Source organism: Commensalibacter intestini A911, assembly GCF_000231445.1.
In the GTDB taxonomy this organism is placed as follows: domain Bacteria; phylum Pseudomonadota; class Alphaproteobacteria; order Acetobacterales; family Acetobacteraceae; genus Commensalibacter; species Commensalibacter intestini.
Genome location: NZ_AGFR01000003.1, coordinates 119,488 through 134,920 on the forward strand (window position 1 = coordinate 119,488; position 15,433 = coordinate 134,920).

13 protein-coding genes are annotated in these 15,433 nt (G+C 37.9%); 10 read left to right on the forward strand and 3 right to left on the reverse strand.

Translation table 11 applies throughout. The annotated features are described in order from the left end of the window. The first annotated feature begins 5 nt into the window (after positions 1–5). From rpsE to CIN_RS00980, 10 genes are all read left to right on the forward strand, one after another. On the forward strand, positions 6–584 hold the full coding sequence (gene rpsE, locus CIN_RS00935; protein ID WP_008853172.1) for a 30S ribosomal protein S5: 579 nt from the start codon (positions 6–8) through the stop codon (positions 582–584). After that, positions 577–768 carry a 50S ribosomal protein L30 gene (gene rpmD, locus CIN_RS00940; RefSeq protein WP_008853173.1) on the forward strand — a complete coding sequence of 64 codons (192 nt, stop codon included), beginning with the start codon at positions 577–579 and terminating at the stop codon, positions 766–768. Before rpsE ends, rpmD begins: the two co-directional genes overlap by 8 nt. A gap of 4 nt (positions 769–772) precedes the next feature. Then, positions 773–1,261 carry a 50S ribosomal protein L15 gene (gene rplO / locus CIN_RS00945; protein WP_008853174.1) on the forward strand — a complete coding sequence of 163 codons (489 nt, stop codon included), beginning with the start codon at positions 773–775 and terminating at the stop codon, positions 1,259–1,261. Between the two features lie 136 nt (positions 1,262–1,397). Beyond that, entirely contained in the window at positions 1,398–2,750 is a 1,353-nt protein-coding gene (gene secY / locus CIN_RS00950; RefSeq protein ID WP_008853175.1) for a preprotein translocase subunit SecY, read from the forward strand. Next, positions 2,747–3,409 carry an adenylate kinase gene (locus CIN_RS00955; RefSeq protein ID WP_008853176.1) on the forward strand — a complete coding sequence of 221 codons (663 nt, stop codon included), beginning with the start codon at positions 2,747–2,749 and terminating at the stop codon, positions 3,407–3,409. The genes secY and CIN_RS00955 overlap by 4 nt, the downstream gene beginning before the upstream one ends. Positions 3,410–3,615: 206 nt before the next feature. Continuing rightward, the gene (gene rpsM / locus CIN_RS00960; protein WP_008853177.1) at positions 3,616–3,993 is read left to right on the forward strand and encodes a 30S ribosomal protein S13; all 378 of its coding nucleotides are present in this window, start codon (positions 3,616–3,618) and stop codon (positions 3,991–3,993) included. A 51-nt stretch (positions 3,994–4,044) separates the two neighbouring features. Next, positions 4,045–4,437, forward strand: a complete 393-nt coding sequence (gene rpsK / locus CIN_RS00965) for a 30S ribosomal protein S11 (RefSeq protein ID WP_008853178.1) — start codon at positions 4,045–4,047, stop codon at positions 4,435–4,437. A 116-nt stretch (positions 4,438–4,553) separates the two neighbouring features. Further along, on the forward strand, positions 4,554–5,573 hold the full coding sequence (locus tag CIN_RS00970; RefSeq protein ID WP_040363645.1) for a DNA-directed RNA polymerase subunit alpha: 1,020 nt from the start codon (positions 4,554–4,556) through the stop codon (positions 5,571–5,573). 28 nt (positions 5,574–5,601) lie between these two features. Beyond that, positions 5,602–6,027, forward strand: coding sequence for a 50S ribosomal protein L17 (rplQ, locus tag CIN_RS00975; RefSeq protein WP_040363646.1), 426 nt, complete (start codon positions 5,602–5,604; stop codon positions 6,025–6,027). Positions 6,028–6,191: 164 nt separating this feature from the next. After that, positions 6,192–7,367 carry an MFS transporter gene (locus CIN_RS00980; RefSeq protein WP_008853181.1) on the forward strand — a complete coding sequence of 392 codons (1,176 nt, stop codon included), beginning with the start codon at positions 6,192–6,194 and terminating at the stop codon, positions 7,365–7,367. 55 nt (positions 7,368–7,422) lie between these two features. Here CIN_RS00980 and CIN_RS00985 read toward each other — a convergent pair whose 3' ends face one another. The 3 genes from CIN_RS00985 to CIN_RS00995 are packed head-to-tail and all read right to left on the reverse strand — an operon-like array spanning position 7,423 to position 15,405. Next, positions 7,423–8,925 (reverse strand): efflux transporter outer membrane subunit, encoded by a 1,503-nt coding sequence (locus CIN_RS00985; RefSeq protein WP_040363809.1) that lies wholly within the window; start codon positions 8,923–8,925, stop codon positions 7,423–7,425. A 37-nt stretch (positions 8,926–8,962) separates the two neighbouring features. Further along, entirely contained in the window at positions 8,963–12,247 is a 3,285-nt protein-coding gene (locus tag CIN_RS00990) for an efflux RND transporter permease subunit (protein ID WP_040363647.1), read from the reverse strand. Next, complete coding sequence (locus tag CIN_RS00995) at positions 12,244–15,405, reverse strand: efflux RND transporter permease subunit (protein ID WP_050798295.1); 3,162 nt, start codon at positions 15,403–15,405, stop codon at positions 12,244–12,246. The genes CIN_RS00990 and CIN_RS00995 overlap by 4 nt, the downstream gene beginning before the upstream one ends. Positions 15,406–15,433 lie beyond the last annotated feature (28 nt).

The following is a 15,433-nucleotide window of genomic DNA, read 5'->3' on the forward strand; positions in this document are numbered from 1 at the left end:
TGCGAATGGCACGTGAAGTTAAAGAAGGCGGTCGCGCAGGACGTGAACGTGAAAATGATGATTTGGTTGACAAACTCGTAACGATTAACCGCGTTGCAAAAGTTGTAAAAGGCGGTCGCCGTTTTGCTTTTGCTGCATTGGTTGTTGTTGGAGATCAACGTGGTCGCGTTGGTTACGGCTCTGGTAAAGCTAGAGAAGTTCCTGAAGCGATTCGTAAAGCAACTGAACAAGCTAAAAAAACGATGATTCGAGTTCCAATGAAAGAAGGCAGAACATTACATCATGATGTTCAAGGTTGTTTTGGAGCTGGTAAAGTGATTTTAAGATCAGCAGAAGCTGGAACTGGTATTATTGCTGGTGGTCCAATGCGCGCTGTTTTTGAAAGCCTTGGGATTAATGATGTTGTTGCTAAATCAACAGGTTCACGTAATCCTCATAACATGGTTAAAGCAACTTTTGATGCTTTACGTCGTTGTGCAAGCCCTCGGGTTGTTGCTGCAAGACGTGGTAAGAAAGTTTCTGAAATCTTGGGTCGTCGTGATGCTCCAACTAATGCTCAAAATGCGGAGGTTGTAAATGGTTGATTCTAAAGCTGCAACAGTTAAAGTTACGCAAGTAGCTTCTGCGATTGGTCGTCAAAAATATCAAAAGCAAACATTAGTTGGTTTAGGGTTGAATCGTATTGGGGCAACTCGTGAGTTGGAAAATACTCCAGCTGTTCAAGGAATGATCAATAAGGTTCGCCACCTTGTGAAGGTGGAAGGATAATCTAATGGATTTAAATGAACTTCGTGACAATCTGGGCTCTAGATACCGTAAAAAGCGCTTAGGCCGTGGTATTGGTTCAGGTAAAGGTAAGACATCTGGTAAAGGTCATAAAGGTCAGCACGCAAGATCTGGTGTTGCGATTAATGGCTTTGAAGGTGGACAACTTCCTCTTTATCGTCGTTTACCTAAAAGAGGGTTTAAAAATATTTTCCGTAAATTATATGCGGAGGTTAATTTAGACACTTTATCTGTGGCGATTGAAAGCGGAAAATTAAATGCATCTTCTGTGATTAATGAAGAAGCTCTACGTAATATCGGTTTATTTAAAGGTAAAAAATATGCTGGTGTTCGTTTGCTTGCCAAAGGTGCTTTGAATCAAGCAGTTAATATTGAAGTCTCTGGTGCTTCAGTTGCAGCGGTTGAAGCTGTTAAAAAAGCTGGTGGTTCTGTTAAGCTATTAGTGCCTTCTGGGGATGTATCTGCAGATGCCTAAAGTATAATTGTAATATATCTTGCATTATTTGATGATAATTACCTGCAAGTTTATGTTACATAATAGATCTTAAGGTTAAAAAATACAGCGTCCCGTATTCTTGCGGTGACGCTGTTTTTTGTGAAAGGATAAGGTTATGGCCTCTATGGCCGAGCAATTAGCATCTAATGTTAATCTCAGTGCGTTCTCGAAAGCGACTGAATTAAAAAAGCGTATTTGGTTTACGCTAGGAGCTTTGATTATCTACCGTTTAGGTACATATATCCCGGTTCCTGGAGTTGATGCTGCGATTATGGCTGAATTACTTGCAAAACACCAAGGCGGTATTTTGGGTATGTTTGACATGTTTAGTGGTGGTGCGTTAGGTCGTATGACGATTTTTGCTCTAAACATTATGCCATATATTAGTGCGTCCATCATCATTCAGTTAATGTCTTCGGCGATGCCTTCGCTTGAGGCGTTAAAAAAAGAAGGTGAGCAAGGCCGTAAGAAGCTTAATCAATATACGCGTTATTTAACTGTTTTTATTGCCTTATTTCAAGCTTACGGCATTGCCGTCGGGCTTGAGAGTATGCAAGGCCCTAATGGTGTCTCTCCTGTTATTCATCCTGGTATGTTCTTTATTGCAACTGCTGTGATTACGCTTGTTGGTGGTACAATGTTCTTGATGTGGCTTGGAGAGCAGATTACTTCCAGAGGTGTAGGAAATGGTATTTCATTAATTATCTTTGCTGGTATTGTTGCAAACTTGCCTGGAGCGTTAGTTAGTCTGTTTAATTTAGGTTATACAGGTGCGTTATCTCCAATTTTTGTTGCGATATTTTTGATACTCGCAGCAGTTACGATTGCTTTCATTGTGTTTATGGAGCAAGCGCAACGGCGGGTTGTTATTCAATATCCTAAAAGGCAAGTTGGTCAACGTCAATATGGTGGTGATTCTACGCATATGCCGTTAAAGGTTAATACAGCAGGGGTTATTCCTCCAATTTTTGCATCTTCTGTATTATTAATTCCAGTGACTATTGCAGGCTTTTTATCAAGTGACTCCACACCAAGTTGGTTAGCATTTTTAGGACAAGAATTTGGTCAAGGTCGTATTTTATATATGCTCTTTTATGCGGCAATGATTATTTTCTTTTCATTTTTTTATGCTGCTGTGAGTTTCAATCCAAAAGAAACTGCTGATAATTTACGTAAGCAAGGTGGGTTTATTCCAGGGATTCGTCCTGGAGCAAATACAGCTACTTATTTTGATACGATTTTAACCAGATTAACAACAATTGGTGCCTTATATCTTGTTGCTGTTTGTTTGTTACCGCAATTTTTAATTAATCATTATAACGTTCCGTTTTATTTCGGTGGAACAAGTTTGATTATTATTGTTTCTGTAACGATTGATACGGTTACTCAAGTTCAATCTCATTTGGTTGCACATCAGTATCAAGGTTTATTAAGAAAATCTCGTGGTGCTAAAGGGAAAAAACGATGAAACTAGTCTTTTTAGGCCCTCCAGGGGCGGGTAAAGGAACACAATCCCAGCATCTTGCACAAGAATATCATATTGCTCAGATTTCAACAGGTGATATGTTACGTGCAGAAGTAAAAGCAGAATCTGAAATTGGTAAATTGGCAAAAAAGATTATGGATAATGGGGAACTTGTTCCTGATGATCTTATTGTTTCTATGATACAAAATAGAATCCAAGCAGACGATTGTAAAAATGGTTTTATTTTAGATGGCTTTCCAAGAAGTTTGGGGCAAGCAGAAGCTTTAAATAAAATGTTTGTGAGCCAAGGACTAAAACTTGATGCTGTGCTTTCTCTGGATGTGGATGAGGAAGTGCTCGCAGAGCGTATTTCTGGTCGTTATAGCTGTGCTAAGTGTGGTGCTAGTTATCACAAACAGTTTAAGCATCCAAAAGTAATCGGTGTTTGTGATAGTTGTGGCTCGACGGAATTTGTGTCTCGTGCTGATGATAATAAAGAAACCGTTTTGGCTCGATTGGAAACATATCGCAAACAAACTGCGCCATTATTGCCATACTATCAAGAAAAAAACTGTTTATATGCAATAAATGGGATGAAAAGCGTGGAAGATGTTACAAAAGACATTGACCAAGTGCTAAAAAAAATTAAAGTAAGCAACTAGAATTCTTTATACAAAATAAATTTTTTGTGTTGCGGTATTGACTCTAAGGGCAGTAAGGTTATATTGCTGCCTTTATAGATATTTTAGGTCGTTAGCTATTATATTTGATAAACATTACTTTTATTAATAGTAGTTGTGTTTTTGTTTAGTAGCTGATTGTTAAAGAAATAAGCCTGAGTTTTTAGGTTAATTGAGGAGTAACAGGCGTGGCGCGTATTGCCGGCGTAAACATCCCGACAAATAAACGGGTAGCAATTGGTCTGCGTTATATTTATGGCATTGGGCCAACAAAAGCACAGGAAATTTGTAATAAACTTTCAATTCCTGAAGCACGCAGAGTAAACGAACTTTCAGATGATGAAATCCTGAAAATTCGTGAGTTAATTGATAGTGAATATCAAGTTGAAGGTGATCTTCGTCGTGAAGTCGCGATGAATATTAAACGTTTAATGGATTTAGGATGCTACCGTGGCTTACGTCACCGTCGTGGTTTACCTGTAAGAGGGCAAAGAACCCATACTAATGCGCGTACGCGTAAGGGTAAGGCGGTTGCTATTGCTGGTAAGAAAAAAGCAACACGTTAGTCCCTAGGTTGGTTTTTATTTGTGTAACTAAACAACAGGATAAAAAAAGTCATGGCGAAACCCGCCGCTCCGCGTCTTAGAAAAAAAGAACGCAAAAACATTATTTCAGGCGTAGCACATGTATTGTCTACGTTTAATAATACGATGATTACAATCTCTGATGTTCAAGGAAATGCTATTTCTTGGTCTTCAGCAGGTGCACAAGGCTTTAAAGGTTCTCGTAAATCTACACCTTATGCAGCACAAATGGCTGCAGAAGATGCAGGTAAAAAAGCACGTGAACATGGTATGGAAACTCTTGAAATTGAAGTTTCAGGTCCAGGATCGGGGCGTGAAAGTGCACTTCGTGCATTACAGGCTGTTGGTTTTACCGTGACTTCTATTCGGGATATGACCCCTGTGCCACATAACGGATGTCGTCCACGTAAACGACGTCGCGTTTAATGAGTTCCTTTGTTATTTTTCTTGTGATTTAGAAAAATAACTGGAGATTAATCCTAATCTTTTGGTTAGGATTTTGTCGCCTCTATGGCAAGATTCTGAATTGAAAGGCCACCACCTTGGTCCTCCAAAAAAACTGGCAATCTCTTATAAAACCAGAGAAGCTAGAAGTCGAACCGGGCTCGGCGTCATCTAATGTGGCGACCGTGGTGGCGGAGCCACTTGAACGTGGCTTCGGCATGACGCTCGGTAATGCGCTTCGGCGAATACTTCTTTCTTCCCTTCAAGGGGCAGCTGTTACAGCGCTTCGTATTGATGGTGTGCTTCATGAGTTCTCATCTGTGAATGGGGTTCGTGAAGATGTTACTGATATTGTGTTGAACGTAAAACAACTTGCGATTCGTATGCATAGTGAAGGTCCAAAACGTATGATTTTATCAGCCGTTGGACCTGGACAAGTGACAGCAGGGCAAATTCAAACAGATCATGATATTGAAATCATGAATCCTGATTTAGTAATTTGTACACTTGATGATGGTGTAAAACTTGGGATGGAATTTACCGTAAGTATGGGTAAAGGCTATGTTCCAGCTGCAGCAAATCGTCAAGAAGATGCACCAATTGGAATGATCCCTATTGATGCAATTTATTCTCCTGTTCGTCGTGTTTCTTATAAAGTTGAGCCAACACGTGTCGGTCAGGTGACTGATTTTGACAAATTGTTATTAACTTTGGAAACAGATGGTTCTGTAACTCCTGAAAATGCGGTTGCTTTAGCAGCACGTATTTTACAAGATCAGTTACAACTCTTTATCAATTTTGATGAACCAAAACCTGTTCAAGCCGAAGAACCTCAAGAAGATCTTCCATTTAATCGTAATCTATTGCGTAAAGTGGATGAGCTTGAGTTATCAGTACGTAGTGCTAATTGCTTGAAAAACGATAATATCGTATATATTGGTGATTTAGTACAAAGAACTGAACAGGAAATGTTGCGTACACCAAACTTTGGACGTAAGTCATTGAATGAAATTAAAGAAGTTCTTTCATCAATGGGCTTGTCTTTAGGGATGAACGTGCCTGCATGGCCACCTGAAAATATTGAAGAGTTAGCAAAGCGGCTAGATGAGCTGTTTTAGCATTGTGAATAAAAAAGGATAGAATATTATGCGTCACGGTATGTCTGGCCGTAAGCTTGGTGTTACAAGTTCTCATCGTAAAGCGATGTTCCGTAACATGGCTGTTGCTTTAATCAAGCATGAACAAATTACAACAACTTTGCCAAAAGCAAAAGAATTACGTCCTGTTGTAGAAAAATTAATTACCCTTGGTAAACGTGGTGATTTACATGCACGTAGACAAGCTTTTGCTTTATTACGTGATGAAACAATTGTTTCTAAATTGTTCTCAACAATTGCAGAACGTTATAAAGCACGTCAAGGTGGTTATAGCCGCGTATTAAAAGCAGGCGTTCGTTACGGAGATGCAGCAAATATGGCTGTAATCGAACTGATTGAACGTGATGTAAATGCAAAAGGTTTAGACAGTGGTCCAAAACCTGAAGTAGAAGATGCAGAAGATTTTGCTGCATAAATCTTTGCTTTATTGCATTGAGTTTTAAAAGAGAGGTAGGTTTTCCTGCCTCTTTTTTTATGTGTTTTATCATAAAATAATTTGTTTATTTGGTATAGATAGCTTGTGGATGTTTGTTGTCATTCTTATTTCATATGATTAACAAGGTTAAAAAGGGGGCAACTATGCCATTAGCGATATGGGCGTTGGCAATGATGACTTTTGGTATTGGAATTACAGAATTTTCAATATCAGGTTTATTGCCTTTTATTTCTCATGATTTTTCAATTTCGATTGATGATGCTGGGTATGCTGCAACAGTTTATGCATTAGGTGTTTTTATATTTACCCCGATTATTGTGATTTTAGGAGCTAAAGTTCCTCAGAAGAAAATGTTGTTGATATTAGTCAGTTTTTTTATCATAGGGAACCTCGTAACTGCTTGGTCACCATATTTTTTTGTAACATTAATTGGACGCTTTATTACCTCTCTTGCTCATGGAGCATTTATTGGTATTGGTTCTCTGATTGCCGTTGAGCTATGTAAAGGAAGAGAGACTGCAGCAATTTCTTTTATGTTTAGTGGGTTAACTTTATCTACTTTGATAGGTACTCCTTTAGTAACTTATTTAGGTTATAAAATATCATGGCATTTTGTGTTTTATATGATTACATTTATTGGAGTTGTGGCATTTATTGCTGTTGCTAAACTAGTTCCTAGTGATATTAAAAAAGAGGATGAAGCTGATTTTAATTTGGCTCGTGAATTTGCAGTTTTTAAAGATATGGATGTCTTAATTGCATTGGCTATTACGGTTTTAGGGCCTGCAGCTTTTTTTACTTCAATTACTTATATTGCTCCTGTGGTTACACATGTTGCTGGTCTGCATGATACGACTGTATCCATCGTTCTTTTTGTATTCGGATTGGGGTTATGTATAGGTAATACTTTAGGGGGGAAGTTGGCGGTTAAATCGCTGATGCCTGTCTTATTATTTAGTTTACTGTTACAAGCGATCATGTTGCTGATTTTATATTTTATGGCTGCAAATCAATGGGTTTTATTTATTAGTGTCTTTTTAATAGCAGCATTTGGTTTTGCAACTGTTTCGCCAATTCAGCATTTGGTTATGACAAAAGCACGTCAAGCCGGAGCAGCTAATCTTATTTCTTCTTTTAATATTGGAATGTTTAATTTGGGGAATGCTTTAGGAGCATGGATAGGGGGGCTTACTATTGCCTATCAGTTTGGGTATTCATCTCCGAATTTTGCAGGTGCTATTTTATCGATTGCTGCTTTTTTATTAGCATTAGTTTCTTATTATAGAGGTCGTATAAGAAATACATCTTCCGTTGTATAAATGATATTAGGATAAATTTTTGATATTTATATTAAAAATTTATCCTTTTAAAAGGTTAGTTTGGATTTTTTTGGATAAAAGGAGGAACAAAAGGCAAGTTAGATGTTAATGAAGATCGGCTTGGTAGTCGTTTTTCATCCCATCCGCCACCTAGATTTTGGATTAAGATAACACTGTCGATCATACGTTGTTGTTGGATGCCAAGAGCAGTCTGTTGATTGCTAAGTGATGTTACTTGTTGGGTGACGACTGTTGTATAGTCTTCAGTTCCAAATTTATATTGATTCAGGGCAATATTAACTGTTTGATTTGCAAGTTTTACAGCATCTTGTTGTTGATTATATTGTTGTTCTAAGATACGAAGATTGGAAAGTTGATCTTCTACGTTTTGGATAGCTTCTAAGACGGTCTGGCGGTAAGTTGCCACAGACATGTCGTATTGTGCTTCTGCTTGTTTGACAAGAGAAGTTCTGGAACCGCCATCAAATAAAGTTTCAGAAGCAGATGCGCCTAAAGACCAGATACGATTTGCAACTTGTACTAAACTACCTACCGGATCTCCACTATAGCTTAAATCTGCGCTGAGTGTTACATCGGGATAAAAGGCTGCAATAGCGGCACCGATTTGTGCATTTTGTTCTTGCATTTTTCTTTCTGCTGAGGCGATATCAGGTCTACGTTGTAAAAGTGTAGATGGAACACCAACTGGAATAGCTGGAACGGTAAAACTTAGTTTTCCATGTGGAATACTGACTTCTGCAGGAGGTTTACCGATTAAAATTGCAATAGCATGTTCATATTGAGCTCTGGCAATTCCTGCTTGTGTTAGTTCTGCTTTAGTTTGTTGTAGTTGAGTTTTAGCTTGTAAAAAAGCTGTGGGTTCAATGGTGCCTGCATAATGTTGGTTTTGTGTAACACGTAATGAGGCTGCATAAAAATCAACATTTTGTTGGAGAAGGTCAATTAAAGAGTCTTGATAGCGCAAATTAAAGTAAGCTTGTGCAAGTTGACTTTGGTAAGAAAGACGAGCATTTGCTAAATCTGCCGCACTTGCTTGTGCTGACGCTACTTGACTTTCTGTATTTCTACGAATTTTACCCCATAAGTCTAGATCCCAACTCGCCGCAGTTTGCAGAGCATATGTATTTTGTGTTTGACCTTTTGCATAGCTAATATTTCCACCACTGCTGATGCTTGTTGCTCCGCCGCCATTTCCTTGACGATTAAAGCTAGGGCTCATGGTAAGTGTTGGGAAAAAACCAGCTCTGGTTTGATCAATCAAAGCACGTGCGTAGCGATATGAGGCTTCGTATTGTTTTAAATTTTGGTTGGAAATATCAATTTGTTCTTCCAGTTGATTTAATAAAGGGTCGTTATATACAGTCCACCATTCGCCTTTAGACGCAGAGGCTAGGCTAGGATCTGCAGCAACCCACCCTGATGCAGGTTGCAATTCTTTAAATTGTGGAGAGACAATTGCTGAGGGACGATGATAGTTTGGACCAGCCATACAACTGCTTAACGAGAGGACACAAGCGATCGATAAATTCTTGAAGATAGAATTTCGATAGAGAGATGATAACGAAAAAGATAGGTTACGCACGTTGTTGCCCTTTGTGTTTGGAGAAGAAACGTTTAAAAGGACGCCATTGACGCAATTTATCCATATAAAGATAAATGACAGGCGTTGTATATAGAGTGAGAGCTTGGCTCATAATTAGTCCACCAACAATTGCAATACCAAGAGGTCGACGTAGTTCACTGGCATAACCAGTGGTAATGATCAAAGGGATACTACCAAATGCTGCAGCAATTGTTGTCATCATAATAGGACGAAAGCGTAGTTTACATGCGAGAATAATGGCTTCTCTTGCGCTCATATTATCCATTTGTTCCGCATTAATAGCAAAGTCGACTAATAAAATGGCATTCTTTTTCACTATGCCGATTAAAAGAATAATACCAATTAACGCGATAATTGAGAATTCTTCTCCAAATAGATCTAAGGCAAGTAGGGCGCCAACTCCAGCAGAAGGAAGTGTTGAAAGAATGGTAATGGGATGAATATAACTTTCATATAAAATCCCTAAAGTCACATAAACAGCAAGAATAGCTGCAAAAATTAGAGCAACACTACTATTATTATTTTTTTGGAATTGTGCAGCATTTCCAGCAAAGCTACCTGAAATATTTTTAGGAAGATGGATTCTAACAGTTTCAGATTTTATCAGTTTCACGGCGTCGCTAAGAGATTTTCCTTTTGTGAGGTTAAAAGAGAGGGTTGCAGCAACGAATAAACTTTGATGGTTAACGCTTAAGGAAGTTAAAGCTGGCTTTTTGTGGCTGACAATGGATAAAGGAACCATTGTTTCACTGCTTGTAGAAACAGCAGATCCATTGGATGCTCCATTTCCTCCAGCTAATTGGTTAGCAATTTGATTTTTAAAGTTGAGTTGATTAACTTGGTCTTGCTGACTTACGGTGTTGTTTGTAGACACACGAATAGTGTTAGATGTTGCGCCACCTCCAGCAGTGCCTCCAGAAACGCTCACCCAAGTACGTTGTAAAATATTGGCGTTTTGTGAAAATTTAGGATCAACTTCCATAATAACGCGATATTGGTTTAAAGGATTATAGATAATGGAAGCTGCTCTTTGCCCAAAAGCATCATAGAGTGTGTTGGAAATTAATTGAGGAGTAATTTGAACACGTGCTGCAGTATCTCTTAAAATATCAACATCGATAGCTTCTCCGCCTTGTTGGACGTCAGAAGAAACATCACGGAGAATGTCAGGATGTTTTTGAAGAGCTTGCACCAGTTTAGGCATCCATTCATATAAATTTTTTGATGAGTCGCTTTGTAATGTATACTGATATTCAGCGTTACTAGAACGTCCTCCTGAGCGAATTAGACCTGGAATAGTAATATAAAATTTTGCACCAACTAAATTTTGTAATTGTTTAGAAAGACGAGCAACTGTTTCTTGAATAGAATCTTTACGAACATTTTTATCTTTAAGTTGGATAAAAATATTAGCCTGATTAACGGCTCTTCCTCCAGTAAAAGCAGAAATAGATTGAATATCTTTATCATTAAGAATTTTTTCTTGTACTTCGATAACTTTATTTCTCATATTCTGGAAAGAAATTGATTGATCTGCTTGTAAATGACAAATCAATATGCCTGTATCACCGTCAGGAAAAAAACCTTTTGGCATTGTTATAAAAAGAAAAATCATTAAAATAATTGTCGCAGGGAGAGAAAGGACAATTGATAAAGGATGTTTTAAAGCAACTTTTAATGTTTCTTGATAGAAAACACTCATTGCGTCTAGAAAGGATTCACATGCATTATTTATTTTTTCTTTGAATGTATTTTGTGACGATTTCTTTTTATCAGATGGGCGTGATAACATGTAGGCGCACATCATTGGGGTAAGCGTTAATGATAGTACCATTGATGCTAATAATGCTATGGATAAGGTCATGGCGAATTCATGAAATAATTTGCCGACCATGCCGCCCATAAAAAGAATAGGCAAAAAAACTGCAATTAAAGAAATTGTAATTGAAATAATGGTAAAAGAAACTTCTTTTGCACCATAAAGTGCAGCTCTTTTGGGAGATATTCCTGCCTCTATATGACGATTAATATTTTCTAAGACAACAATAGCATCATCAACAACAAATCCAGTCGAAATTGTTAAAGCCATAAGCGAGAAATTATTTAAAGAGAAATCTAATAACTTCATCATGGCAAACGTGGCAATAATAGAGGTTGGCACAACAATCGCTGGGATGGTTAGGGCACTAAGATTTCTTAAAAAGAATAGTACAACGAATACAACTAATACAACAGACATAATGAGTGTCATTTGTGTATCTGCGAGTGATGCACGAATAGTTACAGAGCGATCAATTGCGACATGAATTTCAGTATCAGCCGGTAAAGCAGACTGTAAAACGGGGAGTTTTGCATTAATTGCATCAGTTGTTTCAATAACATTGGCCCCAGCTTGTGGAAAAACAATAGCAATAATTGCGGGAATATTATTAAAATAGCCAGCATTATTAATATTTTCGACACTATCGATGATATTAGCGACGTTTTTGAGCATAACAGGAGAGTTATTCCGATATGCAATAACGATGCTTTCGTAATCTTTTGCATGGGGTGCTTGGTCATTAGTCGCTATTTGATAGCGTTTATTTCCTTCATCAATAAAACCTTTAGGAGTATGGGCGTTAGTTGACGCAAGAGCCGCTCTGACATCTTCAAAACCAATTCCGTATTTGAATAAAGGAAAAGGATTTAACTCAATACGAACTGCAGGGAGAGCACTGCCACCAATTTCGACTTCACCAACGCCTGCTACAGCTGAGATCTGTTGTTGTAAAACATTAGTTGTATAGTCATAAAGTTGGGCTAAAGTTTTAGTTTTTGAAGTAATCGCAATCACCATAATGGGTGCTGAGGCAGGGTTCATTTTAAAATAAGAAGGATTTGATCGCATAGATGTTGGTAAATCAGCTCTTGCTGCTTGTAAGGCAGCTTCAACATCTCGAGCAGCACTATTGACATCTCGAGACAGATCAAATTGCATGATAATTCTGACTTGTCCTTGAGTTGATTGAGACGTCATCTCATTAGTTCCAGGGATTTGTCCTAATCGTTTCTCAAGTGGACCTGCAATAGAGGATGCAATTTGTTCTGGTGTTCCCCCAGCTTGTTGTGCCATGACCATAATAACAGGCATATCCACGTTGGGTAAATCTGCAATTGGTAAGAGGCGATACCCTAATATACCGCTAATTACCAAAGCAATTGTTAAGAGAATAGTGGCAATTGGTCGTTTAATGAAAAGCTTGGATATATTCATTGTCCAGCTTTCTGATTAAGTTGTTTTTGGCGATAACGTGATACAGTGCGTTTACGAAGCCATAGGCTTAAGCGTTCCATATATAAATATACAACTGGAATTGTAAATAATGTTAATAGTTGGCTGGCAACCAATCCCCAGAAAATACAAATTCCTAAAGGATGACGTAATTCAGATCCAGTTCCTGTGCCTAACATCATTGGGATAGCTGCGAACATAGCAGCAAGTGTGGTCATTAGAATTGGACGGAATCTTAATAAGGCAGCTTGATGAATGGCTTCCAGAGATGATTTTTTTTCTACTCTTTCGGCTTCCAAAGCAAAGTCAATCATCATAATAGCGTTCTTTTTAACAATTCCAATTAAAAGAACAATCCCAATAATACCCATAATATCCAAGTTGCTGCCATCTACCCATAAAGCAAATAACGCACCAATAGCAGCAGAAGGGAGTGTTGAAAGAATGGTAATTGGGTGAATAAAACTTTCGTATAAAATTCCTAAGACAATATAGACAGCGACAACAGCAGCAATAATTAAGAATAGTTCATTGCTAAGACTTTTTTCAAAAGCTGATGCAACGCCTTGGAAATTTATTACAAAACTTGAAGGTAGGTGAATGTCTTGCTCTGCTTGCTTAATTGCTTTTGTTGCATCTCCTAAAGAAGCATGTTTAGCAATGTTAAAAGAAATCGTTGTTGCAGGGAATTGCTTGTAATGTGTGATTAATAATGGGGCAGTTGAGTATTTGACAGTGGTTACCTCAAGCAGCGGAACAAGACCTGCAGTTGGATTACGTGTAGGGCCGCTTGTATTATCAGAAGCAGAGTTACCACTAATTCCAGGAAGATAAAGTTGATTTAAAGATTTAATTTGTTTCTGAAATTGGGGTTCAGCTTCTAAAATAATACGATATTGGTTAGACTGTGTATAAATTGTAGAAACTTGACGTTGCCCAAAGGAATCATAAAGAACGTTATCAATAGTTTGAGGTGTAATTGAGTATCTGGCGCCTGTCGTACGGTCTAAGATTACATTGGCAACTGGTCCCTCTGCTTGTAAGTCAGAGGTTACATCAGCAAGAATTGGATTTTGTTTTAATTTTGCAATTAAACGAGGCACCCAAATTTGAAATTGTTCGTAATTTGGGTTTTCTAGCAAAAATTGATATTGAGTCGCACTAAAGGAGGACTCTAATGCAAGGTCTTGTACTGGTTGTAAGTAGAGTTGAGCACCAATGACGCTATGAGCGGCTGTGGTAATTCTTTTTGCAATTTTATCTGCAGTTGCTGAGCGTTGACTACGTTCTTTTAAATTAATTAAAAAGCGCCCTTGGTTGATGGTCATGTTTTGCCCATCAATGCCAACAAAAGAAGATAAACTAACGACATCAGGATCTTTTAAAATAATATTCGCTAATTCTTGTTGTTTTTTTGAAACAACCTGCAAAGAAGATGTCTGAGACATGACAGACATTCCTTGTAAAATACCATTATCTTGTGTTGGAAAAAAACCTTTTGGAATATAGTATGCCAAAACACAAGTAAGTACGAAGGTGCAGCCTGTTAGAAAAAAAGTTATTGCTTGATGTCTAAAGACAAACTGTAAACCTTTGTCATAGAGTGCGATGATTTTATGAATGATTTTATCAAAAAAATGTATTTTTTGATTTTCTTTTGTTTGTTCTTGTAACATGCGAGCACATAACATAGGCACAAGTGTTAAAGAAACAATGGCAGAAATAATAATGGTAACGGATAAAGTAACAGCGAATTCATAGAATAGCCGACCAATAACGTCTCCCATAAATAATAAAGGAATTAAAACAGCAATTAATGAAATGGTTAATGAGATAATTGTGAAACCAATTTCTTCTGATCCTTTAAGGGCTGCCGTCATACGATCTTCACCCATTTCAATATAACGGCTGATATTTTCAATCATCACGATGGCATCATCAACAACAAATCCCGTTGCGATGGTTAATGCCATTAAAGAAAGATTATCGAGTGAAAAGTCTAGTAAATACATAATAGCAGCTGAACCAATGATAGACAAAGGAACAGAAAGACTTGGAATAATGGTCGCTGAAATATTTTTTAAGAAAACAAAAATAACACCAATAACAAGAATAATTGCCAAAAGTAACTCGAGTTTAACATCATGAACAGATGCACGGATAGTGACAGTACGATCTGTTAATGGTGTTAAAGAAATACCAGAGGGTAAAGAGCTTTCTAATTGAGGAAGAATGGCTTGGATATTATCCACAACGTCGATCACATTTGCACTGGGCTGCCGTTGTACATTTAAAATTAGAGCAGGAGTTTTGTTTGCCCAAGCTTGTAGTTGTGTGTTTTCTGGTCCTTGAACAACTGTTGCTACATCTTTTAATCGAACAGGCCCGTTATTACTATAAGCAATAATTTGATTGAGTAATTGTTCAACGCTTTGAATTTGTCCATTGACTTGTAAAGTGATAGCACGTTGTGGGCCATCAAAAGTCCCTGTAGGCGAGTTGACGTTTACATTGCCAATAGTTGTACGAACGCTATCTAAATCTATTCCAAAAGATGTTAGTTTTGGAATATTCATTTGAACACGAATAGCTTTGCGTTGTCCACCTGATAGGGTAACTAGTCCTACGCCAGAAATTTGACTGATTTTTGAAGCTAATCTTGTATTTACATAATCCTCAACTTCCGTCAAAGGGAGTGTAGAGGACGTTATCCCTAGAGTAAAAATAGGCGTGTCTGCAGGATTAACTTTTGCATAAATTGGTGGTGTAGGCAGATCAGTAGGTAGTAATGAGTTGGCCTGGTTAATACCCTCTTGTACCTCTTGTGCTGCAACATCCATAGACATCGTCAGATTAAAACGTAATGTAATTACGGATGCTCCACCTGACGATTGCGAGGTCATTTCGTCTAAACCAGGGATTTTCCCTAATTGTGTTTCTAAAGGTGCAGTCACAGAGGTCATCATTACCTCTGCACTGGCGCCAGGATAAAAGGTGCTGACTGTAATGGTTGGATAGTCTACTTGTGGTAAGGCGGAAAGAGGTAACAAGCGATAGCCTAATATTCCGCAAATAAGAATAGCAAGCATGAGTAGGGTAGTTGCTACAGGGCGCAGAATAAAGAGGCGTGAAGGATTCATCAGAACTTATCCAAATTTAAAGAAAAGT

What these genes read in the sequence shown, in the direction of transcription:
- rpsE (WP_008853172.1), top strand. Translation starts at nt 6, where the DNA reads ATGGCACGTGAAGTTAAAGAAGGCGGTCGCGCAGGACGTGAACGTGAA.
- rpmD (WP_008853173.1), top strand. Translation starts at nt 577, where the DNA reads ATGGTTGATTCTAAAGCTGCAACAGTTAAAGTTACGCAAGTAGCTTCT.
- rplO (WP_008853174.1), top strand. Translation starts at nt 773, where the DNA reads ATGGATTTAAATGAACTTCGTGACAATCTGGGCTCTAGATACCGTAAA.
- secY (WP_008853175.1), top strand. Translation starts at nt 1,398, where the DNA reads ATGGCCTCTATGGCCGAGCAATTAGCATCTAATGTTAATCTCAGTGCG.
- CIN_RS00955 (WP_008853176.1), top strand. Translation starts at nt 2,747, where the DNA reads ATGAAACTAGTCTTTTTAGGCCCTCCAGGGGCGGGTAAAGGAACACAA.
- rpsK (WP_008853178.1), top strand. Translation starts at nt 4,045, where the DNA reads ATGGCGAAACCCGCCGCTCCGCGTCTTAGAAAAAAAGAACGCAAAAAC.
- rplQ (WP_040363646.1), top strand. Translation starts at nt 5,602, where the DNA reads ATGCGTCACGGTATGTCTGGCCGTAAGCTTGGTGTTACAAGTTCTCAT.
- CIN_RS00980 (WP_008853181.1), top strand. Translation starts at nt 6,192, where the DNA reads ATGCCATTAGCGATATGGGCGTTGGCAATGATGACTTTTGGTATTGGA.
- CIN_RS00990 (WP_040363647.1), bottom strand. Translation starts at nt 12,247, where the DNA reads ATGAATATATCCAAGCTTTTCATTAAACGACCAATTGCCACTATTCTC.
- CIN_RS00995 (WP_050798295.1), bottom strand. Translation starts at nt 15,405, where the DNA reads ATGAATCCTTCACGCCTCTTTATTCTGCGCCCTGTAGCAACTACCCTA.